General features: G+C 65.5%; 10 protein-coding genes and 1 pseudogene. 7 read left to right on the plus strand and 4 right to left on the minus strand.

Translation table 11 applies throughout. The features are described 5' to 3' along the window. Positions 1–20: 20 nt before the first annotated feature. Positions 21–2492, minus strand: coding sequence for a UvrD-helicase domain-containing protein (locus AA0Z93_RS19280; protein WP_413047381.1), 2472 nt, complete (start codon positions 2490–2492; stop codon positions 21–23). 221 nt (positions 2493–2713) lie between these two features. Here AA0Z93_RS19280 and AA0Z93_RS19285 point away from each other — a divergent pair, with 221 nt between their 5' ends. The 5 genes from AA0Z93_RS19285 to AA0Z93_RS19305 all read left to right on the plus strand — a co-directional run bounded on the left by AA0Z93_RS19285 (position 2714) and on the right by AA0Z93_RS19305 (position 10713). Continuing rightward, positions 2714–3412, plus strand: coding sequence for a pirin family protein (locus AA0Z93_RS19285; protein ID WP_413047380.1), 699 nt, complete (start codon positions 2714–2716; stop codon positions 3410–3412). A gap of 169 nt (positions 3413–3581) precedes the next feature. After that, positions 3582–4823, plus strand: coding sequence for a multidrug efflux RND transporter periplasmic adaptor subunit MexE (mexE, locus tag AA0Z93_RS19290; protein ID WP_413047379.1), 1242 nt, complete (start codon positions 3582–3584; stop codon positions 4821–4823). A 12-nt stretch (positions 4824–4835) separates the two neighbouring features. After that, entirely contained in the window at positions 4836–8018 is a 3183-nt protein-coding gene (locus tag AA0Z93_RS19295; RefSeq protein ID WP_413047378.1) for an efflux RND transporter permease subunit, read from the plus strand. Further along, positions 8015–9430 (plus strand): efflux transporter outer membrane subunit, encoded by a 1416-nt coding sequence (locus tag AA0Z93_RS19300; RefSeq protein WP_413047377.1) that lies wholly within the window; start codon positions 8015–8017, stop codon positions 9428–9430. The genes AA0Z93_RS19295 and AA0Z93_RS19300 overlap by 4 nt, the downstream gene beginning before the upstream one ends. A 278-nt stretch (positions 9431–9708) precedes the next feature. Further along, positions 9709–10713 (plus strand): FecR family protein, encoded by a 1005-nt coding sequence (locus AA0Z93_RS19305; protein ID WP_413047376.1) that lies wholly within the window; start codon positions 9709–9711, stop codon positions 10711–10713. A 3-nt stretch (positions 10714–10716) separates the two neighbouring features. Here the strand turns inward: AA0Z93_RS19305 and AA0Z93_RS19310 are convergent, their stop codons facing one another. Then, the gene (locus tag AA0Z93_RS19310; RefSeq protein WP_413047375.1) at positions 10717–12036 is read right to left on the minus strand and encodes a Na+/H+ antiporter family protein; all 1320 of its coding nucleotides are present in this window, start codon (positions 12034–12036) and stop codon (positions 10717–10719) included. Between the two features lie 657 nt (positions 12037–12693). On the opposite strand from AA0Z93_RS19310, the pseudogene AA0Z93_RS19315 reads away from it, so the two are divergent. Then, positions 12694–13713 (plus strand): annotated as a pseudogene (locus AA0Z93_RS19315) (HAMP domain-containing protein); the annotation flags it as partial. Positions 13714–13815: 102 nt separating this feature from the next. Continuing rightward, positions 13816–14571 carry a methyl-accepting chemotaxis protein gene (locus AA0Z93_RS19320; RefSeq protein ID WP_413048399.1) on the plus strand — a complete coding sequence of 252 codons (756 nt, stop codon included), beginning with the start codon at positions 13816–13818 and terminating at the stop codon, positions 14569–14571. Positions 14572–14919: 348 nt separating this feature from the next. Here AA0Z93_RS19320 and cysS read toward each other — a convergent pair whose 3' ends face one another. Beyond that, positions 14920–16302 (minus strand): cysteine--tRNA ligase, encoded by a 1383-nt coding sequence (cysS, locus tag AA0Z93_RS19325; RefSeq protein ID WP_413047374.1) that lies wholly within the window; start codon positions 16300–16302, stop codon positions 14920–14922. Positions 16303–16311: 9 nt separating this feature from the next. Further along, complete coding sequence (locus AA0Z93_RS19330; protein ID WP_413047373.1) at positions 16312–18015, minus strand: glutamine--tRNA ligase/YqeY domain fusion protein; 1704 nt, start codon at positions 18013–18015, stop codon at positions 16312–16314. Between the last annotated feature and the right edge of the window lie 218 nt (positions 18016–18233).

An 18233-nucleotide genomic window follows, 5' to 3' on the forward strand; every position in this document is an offset into this window, starting at 1 on the left:
GCGCCCTCAGGGCCGCGCCCTCAAGGCACACGCTGATCGTCGAAGCAAGGCAGTTGGCCCTGCACCTGGCGAGACGCACGCGGCACCTGCGCCGCATCGGCGGTGGGTTTCTCCACGTGCCAGTAGCAGTGCTGCACTGCGCGGGTCACCGCCACGTACGCCAGGCGTTGCACTTCATCTTTCTGCGCAGTGTCGAACGGCTGCGCATCGCCCGCACGTCCCAGGCCAGCCAGACGATAGACCTGGTTCTTGTAGGGAGAACTGGTCTGATACTGGCAGTCGCCGAGCATGAACACCGCATCGGCCTGCAGCCCCTTGGCGCTGTGGTAAGTCAGTTGGCGCAGGCGCCGCTCGCCGGCGGGCAACCTAGAATCAGCTTTAACTATCGACTCAATATGCTCTGAAATCAGTAATTTATCGCTACCTTTTCGAAACAACATCATCACTGTTTCCCCGGCATCGTAATGCGCTTTGAGGGTCGCTGCCAGGGCTACCTCATCACGATCCATAACGTTGACCGGCGTATTCGGCAACGCCGCCGCCAGGCCGCTCGCCGTGGCCTTCTTGCCAGCGATGGCAGGCGTGCCGCGCACCAGATGCTCGGCCGCATCGATGATCGACTGCTGGCTGCGGTAGTTTTCCACCATCATCACGCGGGTATGGCTTGGCGACAGGAAGGTCTTGGTGAAGGCCATGAAGAAGGTCGGCGAGCTGCCGCGCCAACCGTAGATCGACTGCCAGTCGTCGCCCACGCACAACAGGGACGACTGCTGCGCATGGCGCCCGGCATGCAACTGCGGGCCGCGGCGACGGATTTCCCGCAGGCTGGCCCGCAGCCAGCTGACGATCTGCGGCGAGACGTCCTGGAATTCGTCGACCATCACGTGCGCCAGCGGACGCAGCAGTGCGTCGGGCAGCAGACGCAGGTTTTCCGGGTTGCGCTCGCCGAACAGCGCGAACATGCGGTTGTAAGTCATCACCGGCGGCGACTGTGCCAGCAGGTGGGCTTCCAGGGCGTGATGGTACAGCGCCAGCGCCTCGAAGAAGGCCGCATCGCTGTCCTGCGGTGCGAAGCGCATGCCCGCCACGGCGGCATTGACCTCCAAGCCGAGATTTTCGATGAAGTTGCTGGCGGCAACGAAGGCATCGAGTAGAGGTGCGGCAGCCAGCTCGCCCTTGACCTTGAACTCGAAGCCTGGCCCTGCCACTGCATCCCCGGCCAGCGCCGTCGCCAGACGCTGCGCAGAGGCATAGTTGTCCAGCCATATCAGTGGCTTATCGCAGAAAGCTTGAAACAGCGTGCGCTTCACTGCCCATTCTGCGCGCACGGTCAGTTTGGCACCGGGACGTTGGTATTGGGCACTTTCGCCAGGATCGAACCCCAGCATGACCCAGGCATCCAGCCCTTCCAGGCGACCATGGACGTGGAACCGGCTGCCACGGATCTCGATCGTTTCGCGGCACGGCTCGATGCCCGCGATCGGCCAGGCGCCCGCGGCGAACCACAGGTCTTCGATCACATCGCACAACTCTTCGTCGCGCTGGGCGGCAAGCTGGGTCACCTGCGCACGCTTCTGCACGTCCGGGTGCTCAGGATCCAGCGCCTTCAACTGCAAAGCCTCGCAGCGCATCTGCGCGACCAGTTCGGCGAAGCGCGGGCTGCTGTGCAGCAAGTCGCGATAACACAGGTTCATCTGCTGGCGCTGGGCATCGTTCAAACGCAAGTCGAACGGGTTGCTCTCGGCGTCCTGCTCACGCCCCTGCGCCAGGTCGTTGCCCAGGGTTTCGAAAGCGCGCAATTGGCCGTAGCCCGGCAGGCTGCGGATCCAGGGCAGGATGCGCGAATGGAAGGTGCGCACCAGATCGCGCGCCTGGGCCTGATCCAGAGGTACTTGCCACAGGCCGAACACGTGCAGCAGCCGCTTGATGAAGTCCTTGCGCGATTCGCGGGTAAAGGTCACCACCGTCATGGCGTCGAGTTCGAAGCCCAGGTAGCGGTGCAGCAACAGCAGCCGTAGCACCAGGGACGTCGACTTGCCGGCGCCCGCTCCGGCCACCACGCAGGTGGACGGCGTGTCACTGAAGATCAACTTCCATTGCGCCGCGCTTGGCTGGGCGGTGGCCGGCAGGTGCTCGGCGACATCGGCCTTGAAGCGTTTTTTCAGCTCGGTGGTCAGGGGCAGGCGCCAATCGTCGAACAGGTTCAAGTCCTGTCCAGGCACCGCGGGTGTGGTGTCACGGCTGTCGCGGATCACCAGCACCTGGCGGCCGGCCTCGAAACCTTCGGCATGGCCTCGTTCGAAGCCCTCCCGGCTGCCCTGGCTGTGACCGCTGCGTCGGCCGCTGGCGTGGCCGAGGAACCAGGAGTCGCGGTGCTGCGCTTGCAACCCGCTCAGGCCGCGGCCCAACAGACGAGCCGCAAACCGACGCAACCAGGGCAGTTGTGCGGGAGGGGTCAGCGCCAGGGGCACCTCGGGGAAGTCGTCGGACACGCTCGTTTCCTTGTTCTTCAGATCAACGCGGCATGTTCACCGCATCTGTAGGAAAGCGCCAGTGATTGCTTATAGATCAGGGCATTAGCCGATGAATTGCAGGCAGATATGCAACTCTATACATCTAATAATCAAATATATAAAAGCCAAAATTTACGCTTTTTATCGATGTTTTGCGCGAGCATCATGGAATCATTGCACCTTCAATCCCGGAGCCTCCCATGCTGCAACTGCGCCCTTTCGCCACCCTCGGCCACGCCAACCATGGCTGGCTCGATGCCCACCACCATTTTTCCTTCGCCGAGTACCACGACCCGGCGCGCATGAACTGGGGCAACCTGCGTGTCTGGAACGACGACCTGATCGCCGCCGGTAGCGGCTTTCCTGCCCACCCGCACCGCGACATGGAGATCATCACCTATGTCTGCGAAGGCGCCATCAGCCATGAAGACAGCCTGGGCAACAGGGGCCGGACCGAAGCCGGCGACGTGCAGGTGATGAGTGCGGGTACCGGCATCGTGCACAGCGAATGGAACAGCGAGCCGGTGGATGTACGCCTGTTCCAGATCTGGATCATTCCAGAGCGCCGCGGCGACGCGCCTTCCTGGGGCACCCGGCCCTTCCCGCGCGGCGAGCGCGACGAAGGCTTCGTGACCCTGGCCAGCGGTCGCGACGGCGACGACCAGGCCCTGCGCATCCGTGCCGATGCGCGCCTGGCAGCAGCCACCGTGCGCGCAGGCGAAACCGCGGTGTACACCTTCGAAGCCGGCCGACGCGGGTATCTGGTACCGGCGCGCGGCGTGATCGAGGTCAACGGGCTGCGCGCCAACGCCCGCGACGGCGTGGCGATCGAACAGGAACGCGAAGTGCGGGTGACGGCCATCGAAGACGCGGAGATCGTGCTGGTCGACGTGGCCTGATCGAACGGATAGGCGGTCCTCGCTTGGACCGTCTGCCGCTGTCATCAACCAATAGACATACTTTGCATCATTCAGATCGATAATAACCTTCGCCCCATTCGATTCGTCCGCTTCCTGCCACCCGCGCACACTCCGCCCACTTTCCTATCGGTCACTGGCGGACTCTCCCATGCAACCTTCCTCCTTTCATTTGCGCTTTCCCCTGGCGGCCCTGGCCGTGGTGGTGATCAGCGCTTGCGGCCGCGCGCCCGACGCGGTGCAAGCGCCGGCAGCCCCCAAGGTCACCGTGGCCAAGGTGATCGAACAGCCGATCAACGAATGGGACGAGTTCACCGGCCGCCTGGAAGCGCCGGAAACCGTCGAGGTGCGCCCGCGCGTGTCTGGGCAGATCGACCGCGTGGCCTTTACCGAAGGGGCGCAGGTCAGGCAAGGCGACCTGCTGTTCCAGATCGACCCGCGCCCGTTCCAGGCTGAAGTGCGGCGCCTGGAGGCGCAATTGCAGCAGGCCCGCGCCAACGCCAGCCGCAGTGACAACGAAGCGCAGCGCGGCGCCCGCCTGCGCGACAGCAACGCCATTTCCGCAGAGCTCGCCGAATCGCGCAGCAGCGCTGCGGCCGAGGCAAAGGCCGGGGTGGCGGCGATCCAGGCCCAGCTCGACCTGGCGCGCCTGAACCTGAGCTTCACCCGCGTCACCGCGCCCATCGCCGGCCGTGTGGGCCGTGCACAGTTCACCGCAGGCAACATCGTCAGCGCCGACGTCACGCCACTGACCACGCTGGTGTCCACCGACAAGGTCTACGCCTACTTCGACGCCGACGAGCGCGTCTACCTCAAGTACGCCCAGCTCGCCCGCCAGGGCCAGCGCGGCCAGACCACCCCGGTGTACCTGGGCCTGAGCAACGAGGCCGACACCCCACACCTGGGCCAGATGAACTTCGTCGACAATCAGGTCAACCCGCGCACCGGCACCATTCGCGGGCGCGCCGTGTTCGACAACCGCGACGGGGCGTTCACCCCCGGTTTGTATGCCCGCCTGAAGCTGGTCGGCAGCGCTCAGTACGACGCCGTGCTGATCAACGACGAAGCCGTGGGCACGGACCTGGGCAAGAAGTTCGTGCTGGTGATGGACAAGGACGACACCGCCGACTACCGCAGCGTCGAGCTCGGACCCAAGCTCGAAGGCCTGCGCATCGTGCGCAGCGGCCTGGGCAAGGACGACCGCATCGTCGTCAAGGGCCTGCAACGGGTGCGCCCCGGCAGCAAGGTCACGCCCCAGGAAGCGCCGATGGCCAGCGATGCCACCCTCGCCGCCCTCGCCCGTCAGCGCCAAGCGCTGCAAGCCAGCCAACCGGCTGCCAACGCTGCGGCGGGCGACGCCAAGCTCGCCAGCGTCTCGGCCCCACGCGGTTAAGGACTCAGACCGATGAACTTCTCCCGTTTTTTCATCACCCGGCCGATCTTCGCCGCCGTGCTGTCGCTGATCCTGCTGATCGCCGGCAGCATCGCGCTGTTCCAGCTGCCGATCAGCGAATACCCCGAGGTGGTACCGCCGACCGTGGTGGTGCGCGCCAACTTCCCTGGCGCCAACCCCAAGGTCATCGGTGAAACCGTGGCCTCGCCGTTGGAGCAGGCCATCACAGGGGTCGAGAACATGCTGTACATGTCTTCGCAGTCGACCGCCGACGGCAAGTTGACCCTGACCATCACCTTCGCCCTGGGCACGGATCTGGACAATGCCCAGGTGCAGGTGCAGAACCGCGTGACCCGCACCCAGCCCAAGCTGCCCGAAGAAGTCACGCGCATCGGCATCACCGTCGACAAGGCCTCGCCCGACCTGACCATGGTCGTGCACCTGACCTCGCCCGACCAACGCTACGACATGCTCTACCTGTCCAACTACGCCATCCTCAACGTCAAGGACGAGCTGGCACGGCTGAACGGTATCGGCGACGTGCAGTTGTTCGGCATGGGCGACTATTCGCTGCGGGTCTGGCTCGACCCGAACAAGACCGCGTCGCGCAACCTGACCGCCAGCGACGTGGTCACGGCCATCCGAGAGCAGAACCGCCAGGTCGCAGCCGGCCAGCTCGGTGCGCCGCCCGCCCCCGGCGCCACCAGCTTCCAGCTGTCGGTCAACACCCAGGGCCGCCTGGTCACCGAAGAAGAGTTCGAGAACATCGTCGTGCGCGCCGGCGCCAACGGCGAGATCACGCGCCTCAAAGACGTCGCCAGGGTCGAACTGGGTTCGAGCCAGTACGCCCTGCGTTCGCTGCTGAACAACCAGCCGGCCGTGGCCATTCCGATCTTCCAGCGCCCAGGTTCCAACGCCATCGACATCTCCGACGAGGTGCGGGCGAAAATGGCCGAGTTGAAGAAAGACTTCCCCGAGGGCATGGACTACAGCATCGTCTACGACCCCACGGTGTTCGTACGCGGCTCCATCGAAGCGGTGGTGCACACGCTGTTCGAAGCGCTGATCCTGGTGGTGCTGGTAGTGATCCTGTTCCTGCAGACCTGGCGCGCCTCGATCATTCCGCTGCTGGCGGTACCGGTGTCGCTGATCGGCACCTTCGCGGTCATGCACCTGTTCGGCTTCTCGCTCAATGCGCTGTCGTTGTTCGGCCTGGTGCTGGCCATCGGCATCGTGGTGGACGATGCGATCGTGGTGGTGGAGAACGTCGAGCGCAACATCGGCCTGGGCCTCAAGCCCATGGAGGCCACGCAGAAGGCCATGGGCGAAGTCACAGGGCCCATCGTCGCCACGGCGCTGGTGCTGTGCGCGGTGTTCGTGCCGGCGGCCTTCATCTCCGGGTTGACCGGGCAGTTCTACAAGCAGTTCGCGCTGACCATCGCCATTTCCACGGTGATCTCGGCCTTCAATTCGTTGACCTTGTCGCCGGCCTTGGCCGCCGTGCTGCTCAAGGACCACCATGCACCGAAAGACCGCTTCTCGCGCCTGCTGGAACGCTTGCTGGGCGGCTGGCTGTTCGCGCCGTTCAACCGTTTCTTCGAGCGCGCCTCGCTGCGCTATGTGGCGGGCGTCGGCCGGGTCATCCGTTCCAGTGGCATCGCGCTGTTCGTCTATGCGGGGCTGATGGCCCTGACCTACCTGGGTTTCGCCTCGACACCCACCGGCTTCGTACCCGCGCAGGACAAGCAGTACCTGGTGGCCTTCGCGCAACTGCCGGATGCGGCGAGCCTGGACCGCACGGAAGCGGTGATCAAGCGCATGAGCGAAATCGCCTTGAAGCAACCGGGCGTCTCCGATTCGGTGGCCTTCCCGGGCCTGTCGATCAACGGTTTCACCAACAGCCCCAACAGCGGTGTGGTGTTCACGCCCCTCAAACCCTTCGACGAACGCAAGGACCCGAACCAGTCGGCCGCTGCCATCGCCGCCGCGCTCAACGCCCAGTTCGCCGACATCGAAGACGCCTACATCGCCATCTTCCCGCCACCACCGGTCCAGGGCCTGGGCACCATCGGCGGCTTCCGCCTGCAAATCGAAGACCGCGGTAACCTGGGCTACGAGGCGCTGTACCGCGAAACCCAGAACATCATCACCAAGAGCCATGACGTGCCGGAGCTGGCCGGGCTGTTCACCAGCTACCAGGTCAACGTGCCGCAGGTCGATGCCGCCATCGACCGCGAGAAGGCCAAGACCCACGGCGTAGCCATCAACGACATCTTCGACACCTTGCAGATCTATCTGGGGTCGCTGTACGCCAACGACTTCAACCGTTTCGGCCGCACCTACCAGGTCAACGTCCAGGCCGAGCAGCAGTTCCGTCTCGACGCCGAGCAGATCGGTCAGCTCAAGGTGCGCAACGACCGTGGCGAGATGGTGCCGCTGGCGAGCTTCCTCAAGGTCAGCGACACCTCCGGGCCCGACCGGGTGATGCACTACAATGGCTTCATCACCGCCGAGATCAACGGCGCAGCAGCGCCCGGCTACAGCTCGGGCCAAGCGGAAGCGGCGATCGAGCGGCTGCTCAAGCAGGAATTGCCCAACGGCATGGTGTTCGAATGGACCGACCTGACTTACCAGCAGATCCTCTCGGGCAATACCGCGCTGCTGGTGTTCCCGCTCTGCGTGCTGCTGGCGTTCCTGGTGCTGGCGGCTCAATACGAAAGCTGGAGCCTGCCGCTGGCGGTGATCCTGATCGTGCCGATGACGCTCCTGTCGGCCATCACCGGGGTGATGCTGGCCGGTAGCGACAACAACATCTTCACCCAGATCGGCCTGATCGTGCTGGTGGGCCTGGCGTGCAAGAACGCTATCCTCATCGTCGAGTTCGCCAAGGACAAGCAAGCCGAGGGCCTCGACCCGCTGGCCGCCGTACTGGAGGCCTGCCGTCTGCGTCTGCGACCGATCCTGATGACCTCGATCGCCTTCATCATGGGTGTGGTGCCGTTGGTGTTGTCGTCCGGCGCCGGCGCCGAAATGCGCCATGCCATGGGTGTGGCGGTGTTCTCGGGCATGATCGGCGTGACGCTGTTCGGCCTGTTCCTGACGCCGGTGTTCTTCTTCCTGATCCGCCGTTTCGTCGAAGGTCGCGAGGCGCGCAAGGCCGCCGTTCGCCCTGTCGCCCTGGAGAGCCAGCCATGAACCTGCTCAAACCCCTGACACCGAGCCTGCTGGCACTGGCCCTGGCCGCCTGTGCGGTGGGCCCGGACTACCACGCGCCGCAGACCGCGCCGGCGCAACTGGACGCGCAACTGCAAGGCCAGCGCCTGGACCGCGCGCGCTTCGAGAGCGCCTGGTGGCGGCAGTTCGACGACCCGGTGCTGAACCAGTTGGTCAGTGCCTCGCTGACCGGCAACCGCGACCTGCGCGTGGCGTTCGCCCGCCTCAAGGCCGCGCGCTCGCTGCGCGAAGAGGACAGCCTGGACCGCGTCCCGACCGTCACCAGCCGCGCCAGCGGCGAACTGGGCAAAAGCCAGATTCCGGGGCAGACCGACGATCGGGTGAACATCGAGCGCTATGACCTGGGCCTGGACATGGCTTGGGAGCTCGACCTGTTCGGCCGCATCCAGCGGCAGATCGAAGCCAGCCAGGCCCGTGAGGATGCGGCAGCTGCCGATTTGCAACAGTTGCAAGTCAGTTTGATCGCGGAGCTGGTCGATGCCTATGGCCAGCTGCGCGGTGCCCAACTGCGCGAACGCATCGCCACCGACAACCTCGACAACCAGCGCCAGTCGCGCTCGCTCACCGAGCGGCTGCGCGATGCGGGCGTGGGCAACGAACTGGACGTGATGCGCGCCGAGGCGCGTCTGGCCGGGGTGGAAGCCACGGTGCCGCAGTTGCAGGCGCAGCAGGTTCGGGCGCGCAACCGCATCGCCACCCTGCTCGGCCAGCGCGCCGATGCGCTGAGCGTCGATCTGTCGCCCAAGGCTTTACCGGCGATCGCCAAGGCCCTGCCGGTAGGCGACCCCGGCGAGCTGCTGCGTCGGCGCCCGGACATCCGCCGCGCCGAGCGCGAGCTGGCCGCCGCCACGGCCTCGGTCGGCGTGGCCACCGCCGACCTGTTCCCGCGGGTCAGTCTCAGCGGCTTCCTCGGTTTCACCGCCGGGCGAGGCTCGCAACTGGGCAGCGCCGCGGCCAACGCCTGGGCCTTGGGGCCGAGCATCCAATGGGCGGCGTTCGACCTGGGCAGCGTGCGCGCCCGCCTGCGCGGCGCCAAGGCCGACGCCGAGGGTGCGCTGGCCAGCTACGAACAGCAGGTGTTGCTGGCCCTGGAGGAGTCGGCCAATGCCTTCAGCGACTACGGCAAGCGTCAGCAACGGCTGCGCGCTCTGGTGCGCCAGAGCGAGGCCAGCCGCAAGGCTGCGGATCTCGCCTCGATCCGCTACCGCGAAGGCAGTGTCGATTACCTGGTGCTGCTCGATGCCGAGCGCGAGCGGCTGGCGGCCGAAGATGCGCAGGCCCAGGGCGAGGTCGAGCTGTACCAGGGCATCGTCGATATCTACAAAGCCCTGGGTGGAGGTTGGGAGCCGACGGTGGTGGCCAGCGCCCGTTGAACGCCAAGGTGGCGTCAATGACGACGCCTTGGCGCTGCCAGGTTCGAAAAGCCTTCTGTGTTCGGCGGCCCGACCGACCCGAATGACCGCAAGGACTGCATGTGGCCGTCGCCTGCGCACTGCGCAGGCACCCGCTATTGCATTCGTCATGCGAGGTGGCGCTGAACGGCTACGGGTTTGCGCCTCAGCAGAAAAATCGCATCTGATAGTGGTTCGCCATTATCCCGGTTCTCGCACGGGGGCCGTCGGGGTTAGAATGCGCAAAACCTGGAGCGCCGATGAACCACGAACGCCTGCCCCCAAGCGACCCCGATGCGATCACCGATGCCGCCGCGCACTGGTGCATGCGCCTGCATGCTGACGACTGCACCGAAGCCGAACGTCAGGCGTTCACCCAATGGTTGGCGGCCGACCCTCGGCACGTCGAGGAGTACAAGGCCATCGGTGCGATCTGGCAGAACGTCGAGCATGTGCCGCGCAGCCATGCCCAGCTGGCCTACAACCCGCCCGACCGTCGTCCGCCGCTGCGCTATCGCCTGCGTCGCTTCGCGCCTGCCTTCGCCTGCGCGCTGCTGGCCCTGCCCGTTGCCGGCTGGTTCGGCTGGGAGCAAGGGCTGCTGCCCAACAGCTACCAGCACCTGAGCAGCGGCGATGCCCGGCAGACCGTGCGATTGAGCGACGGCAGCCAGGTGGAGCTGAACCTGCACACCGAGTTGCGCTATTTCAACTTCAAGGACCAGCGCAAGGTGGTCCTGGTCGAAGGCGAAGCCTTCTTCAAGGTCGCCCACGACAGCGAGCACCCGTTCATCGTGCAGGCCGGGCGCGGTCAGACCCGCGTCACCGGCACGCAATTCAACGTGTGGAAATACCAGGATCAGGTCAAGGTCACGCTGGTGCAGGGCTCGGTGCTGGTCAGCAGCGACGGCGACGGCGGCTATCGCCTCAGCCCCGGCATGCAGGCCACCTACCGCAAGGGCGATTTCGAGCCGCAACTGGCGCAGAACGACGACTACGAACGTAGCCTGGCCTGGCGCAGCGGCAAGCTGGTGCTGGACGACCTCAGCCTGCAACAGGCCCTGCCCATCATCAGCCGTTACCTGGACAAGCCGCTGCGCGTCGCCGACGACAGCACCGGCAAGATCCGCATCAGCGGCGTGTACAACACCGCCGAGGTCGAGCGCCTGGTGGCCATGTTGCCCAAGGTGCTGCCGGTCTACCTGACCCGCAGCAAGGATGGCGGCACCGTGCTCAACCGCATCGCCCTGCCGCCACCGCGCGGCTGAGCCTTACAGCACCATCGCCGCCAGCCAGCCGAAGGCCAGCAACGGTAGGTTGTAATGCAGGAAGGTCGGTACCACGGTATCCCAGATGTGATGGTGCTGGCCGTCGACGTTCAGGCCCGAGGTCGGCCCCAGGGTCGAGTCCGACGCTGGTGAGCCGGCGTCGCCCAAGGCCCCTGCCGTACCGACGATGCACACCGTGGCCAGCGGGTCGAAGCCCAGCTGCAGGCACAGCGGCACGAAGATCGCCGCCAGGATCGGCACGGTCGAGAACGACGAGCCGATGCCCATGGTCACCAGCAACCCCACCAACAGCATCAACAGCGCACCAATGCCCTTGCTGTGGTCGATCCACTGTGCCGCGGCCTCGACCAGCGACTTCACCTCGCCGGTGCTTTTGATCACTTCGGCGAAGCCCGACGAGGAAATCAGGATGAAGCCGATCATGGCCATCATCTTCATGCCTTCGGTGAACAGGTCGTCGGTGTCTTTCCAGCGCACGATGCCTGATAGCGAAAAGATCAAAAAGCCGACCATCGCGCCGATGATCATCGAATCCAGCCACAGCTGCACGACGAACGCCGCCAGGATGGCCAGCCCGGCCACCAGCAGGGTCAGCGGGTTGTACTGCACGCTGACCTGCTCGACCTGCTCGATGCGCGCCAGGTCGTAATCGCGCTTGCGTCGGTAGCTGACGAACACCGCCACCAGTAGCCCGAAGAGCATGCCCGCCGCTGGCAAGGCCATGGCGTGGGTGACGTTGATGCCACTGACATCGACCCCGGCGCGGCTGACGCTGGCCAGCAGGATCTGGTTGAGGAAGATGTGACCGAAGCCCACCGGCAGGAAGATGTACGGTGTGATCAAACCGAAGGTGATCACGCAGGCGATCATTCGCCGGTCGATGCGCAGGCGCGTCAGTACGTACAACAGCGGCGGCACCAACAGCGGAATGAACGCGATGTGGATGGGCAGGATGTTCTGCGAAGCCACCGCCACCACCAGCAACAGGCCGATCAACAGCCATTTGACCTTGCCGCCCTCGGCCTGCCGCTGGCGGTCGAACATCGCCAGCGCACGGTCGGCCAGGGCGTGGGCCAGGCCCGATTTGGCGATGGCCACGGCGAACGCCCCGAGCAAAGCGTAGGACAACGCCACCGTCGCGCCGCCGCCCAGACCCGTATTGAAGGCTTGCAGCGTGCCTTCGATGCCCAGACCGCCGACCAGCCCACCGGTCAGGGCGCCGATGATCAACGCGATGACCACGTGCACACGGGACAGGCTCAGGATCAGCATGACGCCGACCGCGGCAATGACTGCATTCATTTCTTCGAGTACCTCGTTGCGACAGACGAAAGCGAGCGCACCGGCGCCAGGCTGCCCACGGCAGGGCCGGTACGAAAGGATGGTCGTTGTTGGAGGGCGCACACTCTGAAGCAGCCCTGCCCGCTTGTCAAAGCGACGCAGCCCACGGCTCGCCTGCTCGCCAGGTTTTTCTCGGACGCTTGGATAAAGAAACACCTGCCAGCGCCGATGCAGTTGCGAGCCCCGGAAACTGACGACAGACCCGCGGGCCGACGCCAGGCCAGGCGGACCGAGCATGCGCTTGCGTAAAGCACCCTCACCCAGGTTGCTTGGGCCGGCCCTCCTGGCCCTGCCACGGGGTGAAGCGGGTCGAGTCGTCCAGAACCTGAACCGATTCCAAGAGAGTGCCCCATGCCGCTGCGTCAATTGTCCATCCAATGGAAGATCACCCTGCTGGCCGGCTTGTGCCTGGCCGGCATCGTCACCTTGCTGGTCGGCCTATCGCTGTACCGCATGAATGCCAGCGCCGGCCTGGTCGAGGCGAGCAGCATGCAGATGCTGGGCAAGGTCGCCCAAGCACGGCTGGAAGCGCAGAGCGAGGCCCAGGGGCTGAACGTGCGACGTCAGTTCATGGATGCCTACCAGTACGGCGCCGGCGTCGCGCGCCAGGTGATGTTCATGCGCGAGCAGGCGCGCAAGCGTCAGTTCGACGCCCGCGACCTGCGTCAGGACCTGACCGCGCAAGTGCAGAAGGCCTTGCAAGGCAACCCCGACCTGCTCGGTTTCTCGCTGGTCTTCGAGCCCAACGCCCTCGATCGCCAAGACAGCCAGTTCGCCGGCCAGGAGGCGCTGGGCAGCAATGCCGACGGCCGCTTCGCGTTGTACTGGTCGCAACCGCGCCCCGGCCAGCTCACGGCCATGGCCCTGCCCGAGCGGGACATGGCCGACACCAGCATCGGCCCTAGCGGCGAGCCGGCCAACACTTGGTGGGTCTGCCCGCGTAGCACCGCCAAGGTGTGCATCAGCGAACCCTATTTCTATGCCATCGACGGCCAACAGGTGCTGATGACCAGCATCGTCTTCCCGCTGATGGAGAACGGCAAAGCCATCGGTACGTTGTCCACCGACATCAACCTCAACAGCCTGCAAGCCATCAGCGAACGTGCCAGCGCCGGCCTCTACGAGGGCCGCACCACGGTCGGCATCCTCAGCCCGGCCGGGTTGCTGGCCGGCTACAGCGCCGATGCCAGTAAGCTCGCACAGCGCTATGAGCAGGTTGACCCGCAGGGCGCGGAGCTGGTGCGCACCCTCGGCCAGAGCCAGGCGCAGCAGGTGGTCGAACACGAGCATCGGCTCAAGGTGCTGACCAGCTTCGAACCGGTGCCCGGCAGCAAACGCTGGGGCGTGTTGCTGGACTTGCCCAAGAGCGTGCTGACCGCACCTGCCGAAAGCCTGAAAAGCGAACTCGACACCCTCAACCGTGAGGGCATGCTGCTGCAATTGGCCCTCGGCGTCGCCGCAGCCATCGCCGGCCTGCTGTTGGTCTGGCTGCTGGCGCGCGGTGTGACTCGGCCGATTCTGGGCGTCGCGGCCATGCTCAAGGACATCGCCAGCGGCGAAGGCGACCTCACCCGCCGCCTGACCTACGACAAGCGCGACGAACTGGGCGAACTGGCCGGCTGGTTCAACCGTTTCCTCGACAAGCTGCAACCGACCATCGCCGAGGTGAAAGCGTCGGTGCAGGCCGCGCGTGGCACCGCCGACCAGTCGGCGGCCATCGCCAGCCAGACCAGCGCCGGCATGGAACAGCAGTACCGCCAGGTCGATCAGGCCGCCACGGCGTCCCACGAAATGAGCGCCACCGCCCAGGACGTCGCCCGCAGCGCGGCCCAGGCGGCGCAAGCGGCACGCGACGCCGACCAGGCCACCCGCGAGGGCTTGACGGTAATCGAGCGCACCACGCAAAGCATCGACCACCTGGCCGCCGACATGAGCACGGCCATGGCTCAAGTGGCGGGATTGGCACAGAACAGCGACAAGATCGGCTCGGTGCTCGAAGTGATCCGCTCGATCGCCGAACAAACCAACCTCCTCGCCCTCAACGCCGCCATCGAAGCGGCCCGTGCGGGCGAAGCGGGTCGCGGCTTCGCCGTGGTGGCCGACGAGGTGCGCAACCTGGCCCGGCGGACCCAGGAGTCGGTGGAAGAAACCCGTCAGGTGATCGAAGCCCTGCAAGCCGGCACCGAAGAGGTGGTCGGCGCCATGCAAGGCGGCCATCAGCAGGCTCAAGGCGGGGTGGAACAGGTGTCTGCCGCTGCGGCTGCGCTGCAACGGATCGGCCATGCGGTGTCGGTCATCACCGACATGAACCTGCAGATCGCCAGCGCTGCGGAAGAGCAAAGCGCCGTGGCCGAGGAGATCAACAGCAACATCGCCACCATCCGTGACGTGACCGAGTCGCTGTCGGGGCAGGCCAACGAATCGGCGCGGGTCAGCCAGTCGTTGAACCAACTGGCCAATCAGCAGCAGGGTTTGATGGATCAGTTCCGGGTGTGACGCAGGAGGACTGCAAGTGGCCTTTCGTGCACGACGAACGGCCATCAGTGCTGGTGCTGCCCTGGCTTCGTCGCCGGATAGCCAGTGACCAAGGACCGCCACGGCATGGAATGTTCTCTGTGGGAGCGACCGGCCGGCGCTCCGGTTCAGTCGCGATGCCCTGCATTGCAGGCCCGGTCCAGCCACCGCGATCCTTCAGGAGAACGTGTTGCCTGGAATAGGCCGGCTGTGCCGGCCATCGCGACTGAACCGGAGCGCCGGCCGGCCGCTCCTACGAACGCAGGCGTATTCCCAGGGATGACGTAGGGAATCGCCTCCGGGACGGTTCCACCGATCGGAAGTTTCCGGTCAGTCCGCCAGGCGCCAGGTCGTGGTGCCCTTACTGTCTTCCAACACCACCCCCATCGCCGTGATCTGGTCGCGAATCCGGTCCGACTCGGCCCAGTTCTTCTCGCTGCGCGCTTGCAGGCGTGCCTGGATCAGCGCTTCCACTTCGGCGGCGTCGACTTTGCCTTCGGCGCCTGCGCGCAGGAAATCGTCGGCTTCGAGCTGCAGCACACCCAGCACGTCGCTCAGCTCGCGCAGACGCCCGGCCAGCCCAGCGGCTGCCTCAGGGTCGCTCTCGCGCAGGCGGTTGATTTCGCGCACCAGGTCGAACAACACGGCGCAGGCTTCGGGCGTGCCGAAATCGTCGTTCATCGCCTGGGTGAAGCGTTCGACGAACGCCTCGCCACCGGCCGGCGCCACCCGCGGTAGCCCGCGCAGCGCGTGGTAGAACCGCTCCAGGGCAGCCTTGGCGTCACGCAGGCTGTCTTCGGAATAGTTGATCGCGCTGCGGTAGTGGCTGGCCACCAGCAGGTAGCGCACCACCTCGGGATGGTACTTGTCGAGCACGTCGCGGATGGTGAAGAAGTTGTTCAGGGACTTGGACATCTTCTCGCCATTGATGCGGATCATGCCGCAGTGCATCCAAGCGTTGGCGTACGGCTTGCCGGTGGCCGCCTCGCTCTGGGCGATCTCGTTCTCGTGGTGCGGGAACTCCAGGTCGCTGCCGCCGCCGTGGATGTCGAAGCTCTCGCCCAGGCAGCAGGTCGACATCACCGAGCACTCGATGTGCCAGCCCGGCCGGCCCGGCCCCCACGGCGAATCCCAGCTCGGCTCGCCAGGCTTGACGCCCTTCCACAGCACGAAATCGAGCGGGTCCTGTTTGGCCTCGCCGACTTCGATGCGCGCGCCGATGCGCAGGTCTTCGACCTTGCGTCGCGACAGCTTGCCGTAGCCGACGAACTTGCCGACACGGTAGTACACGTCGCCGTTGCCCGGTGCGTAGGCATAGCCCTTGTCGATCAGTGTCTGGATCATCGCGTGCATGCCGGGAATATGGTCGGTGGCACGCGGCTCCTGGTCAGGCGGCAGGATGTTGAGGCGCCGTTCGTCCTCGTGCATCGCGTCGATCATGCGCGCGGTCAGCTCATCGAAACGCTCGCCGTACTGGTTGGCGCGGTTGATGATCTTGTCGTCGATGTCGGTGATGTTGCGCACGTAGGTCAGCGCGTAGCCGCTCTTGCGCAGCCAGCGCGTGACAAGGTCGAAGGCCACCATGCTGCGGCCGTGGCCCAGGTGGCAGTAGTCGTACACGGTCATGCCGCACACGTACATGCGCACATTGTTGCCGTCGAGCGGTTTGAAGACTTCTTTCTGCTTGCTCAGGGTGTTGTAGACGGTAAGCACGACGGTTCCTCAGCTGCCCCAGGAGTCACGCAGGGTGACGGTGCGGTTGAACACGGGACGGCCCGGCTGGCTGTCCTTGAGGTCGGCGCAGAAATAGCCTTCGCGCTCGAACTGGAAGCGGTCTTCGGGCTGGGCCTGGGCCAGCGACGGCTCGGCACGGCAGCCGCTGAGCACTTGCAGCGAGTCGGGGTTGATGTTGTCGAGGAAGGTGCCGCCGTCTTCGGTCTTTTCCGGGTTCGGCGAGCGGAACAGGCGATCGTACAGGCGTACCTCGCACTCGACGCTGGCCGCAGCCGGCACCCAATGGATCACGCCTTTGACCTTGCGCCCTTCGGGATTCTTGCCGAGGGTGTCCGGGTCGTATGAGCAGCGCAGTTCGACGATGTTACCGTCGGCGTCCTTGATCGCCTCGTCGGCACGGATCACGTAGCTGCCGCGCAGGCGCACCTCACCGGCCGGCTCCAGGCGCTTGTAGCCCTTGGGCGGGGTTTCCATGTAATCGTCGCGGTCGATGTACAGCTCGCGGGCGAACGGCAGCGTGCGCACGCCCATGTCTTCCTTGGGATGGCGCGCCAGCTCCAGTTGCTCGACCTGGCCTTCGGGGTAGTTGGTGATGACCACTTTCAGCGGGCGCAGCACGCACATGGCGCGCGGTGCAGTGCGGTCGAGGTCGTCGCGGATGCTGAACTCGAGCATCGACATGTCGACCACGCCGTCGGAGCGGTTGGTGCCGATCATGTCGCAGAAGTTGCGGATCGACGCCGGGGTGAAGCCGCGGCGGCGATAGCCCGACAGCGTCGACATACGCGGGTCGTCCCAGCCCTCGACGTGCTTTTCGTCCACCAACTGCTTGAGCTTGCGCTTGGAGGTGATGGTGTAGTTCAGGTTCAGACGGCTGAACTCGTACTGGCGCGGGCGCGCCGGCACCGGCAGGTTGTCCAGGAACCAGTCGTACAGCGGGCGGTGGCCTTCGAACTCCAGGGTGCAGATGGAGTGGGTGATGCCTTCGATGGCGTCGGATTGGCCGTGGGTGAAGTCGTAGTTGGGGTAGATGCACCAGGCGTCGCCCGTCTGGTGATGGTGCGCGTGGCGGATGCGGTAGAGGATCGGATCGCGCAGGTTCATGTTCGGCGAGGCCATGTCGATCTTGGCGCGCAGCACGCGCTCACCGTCCTTGAACTCGCCGGCCTTCATACGCGCGAACAGGTCGAGGTTCTCCTCGACGCTGCGCTCGCGGAACGGGCTGTTCTTGCCCGGTTCGACCAGGTTGCCGCGGTATTCCTTGGCTTGCTCGGGGGTCAGGTCGCACACATAGGCCTTGCCACGCTTGATCAGCTCGACCGCCCACTCGTGCAGTTGGCCGAAGTAGTCGGAGGCGTAGCGCACCTCGCCGGCCCACTGAAAACCCAGCCACTTGACGTCGCGCTGGATGGCGTCGATGTACTCCTGGTCTTCCTTGGCCGGGTTGGTGTCGTCGAAGCGCAGATGGCACGCGCCGCCGAACTCCTCGGCCAGGCCGAAGTTGACGCAGATCGACTTGGCGTGGCCGATGTGCAGGTAACCGTTGGGTTCCGGGGGGAAACGGGTGACGATGCTGGCGTGCTTGCCGGCGTCCAGATCGGCCTGGACGATGGGCCGCAGGAAGTTCGCTGGGGCTACGGGAGCGCCTTTGGCGGCAGCGTTGGGCGCGTGGTCGGCGGTGGGCTTGCTCATAGGATCCTTGAATGCACGTGTCGGGCCGGGTAGGCCGATCGAATCAAAACGCCTATCATAGCCGATGCAGTCAAGGGGCTGACAGCCGAACACCGCAATCCAGTGCGATTTGTCTCGGTTCGGCCCAAGCGCGGCACCTTCGATGTGTCGCGCAGGTCCCATCCCTCGTCAGGTAAGCGCACGCGCCTGGCGCAGCGCCCATTTCCATGCCTCAAACA

Origin of the sequence: Pseudomonas phoenicis (assembly GCF_047302395.1) — a bacterium.
Lineage (GTDB): Bacteria > Pseudomonadota > Gammaproteobacteria > Pseudomonadales > Pseudomonadaceae > Aquipseudomonas.

What these genes read in the sequence shown, in the direction of transcription:
- AA0Z93_RS19285 (WP_413047380.1), top strand. Translation starts at nt 2,714, where the DNA reads ATGCTGCAACTGCGCCCTTTCGCCACCCTCGGCCACGCCAACCATGGC.
- AA0Z93_RS19295 (WP_413047378.1), top strand. Translation starts at nt 4,836, where the DNA reads ATGAACTTCTCCCGTTTTTTCATCACCCGGCCGATCTTCGCCGCCGTG.
- AA0Z93_RS19320 (WP_413048399.1), top strand. Translation starts at nt 13,816, where the DNA reads ATGGAACAGCAGTACCGCCAGGTCGATCAGGCCGCCACGGCGTCCCAC.
- AA0Z93_RS19310 (WP_413047375.1), bottom strand. Translation starts at nt 12,036, where the DNA reads ATGAATGCAGTCATTGCCGCGGTCGGCGTCATGCTGATCCTGAGCCTG.
- AA0Z93_RS19300 (WP_413047377.1), top strand. Translation starts at nt 8,015, where the DNA reads ATGAACCTGCTCAAACCCCTGACACCGAGCCTGCTGGCACTGGCCCTG.
- mexE (WP_413047379.1), top strand. Translation starts at nt 3,582, where the DNA reads ATGCAACCTTCCTCCTTTCATTTGCGCTTTCCCCTGGCGGCCCTGGCC.
- AA0Z93_RS19330 (WP_413047373.1), bottom strand. Translation starts at nt 18,015, where the DNA reads ATGAGCAAGCCCACCGCCGACCACGCGCCCAACGCTGCCGCCAAAGGC.
- AA0Z93_RS19305 (WP_413047376.1), top strand. Translation starts at nt 9,709, where the DNA reads ATGAACCACGAACGCCTGCCCCCAAGCGACCCCGATGCGATCACCGAT.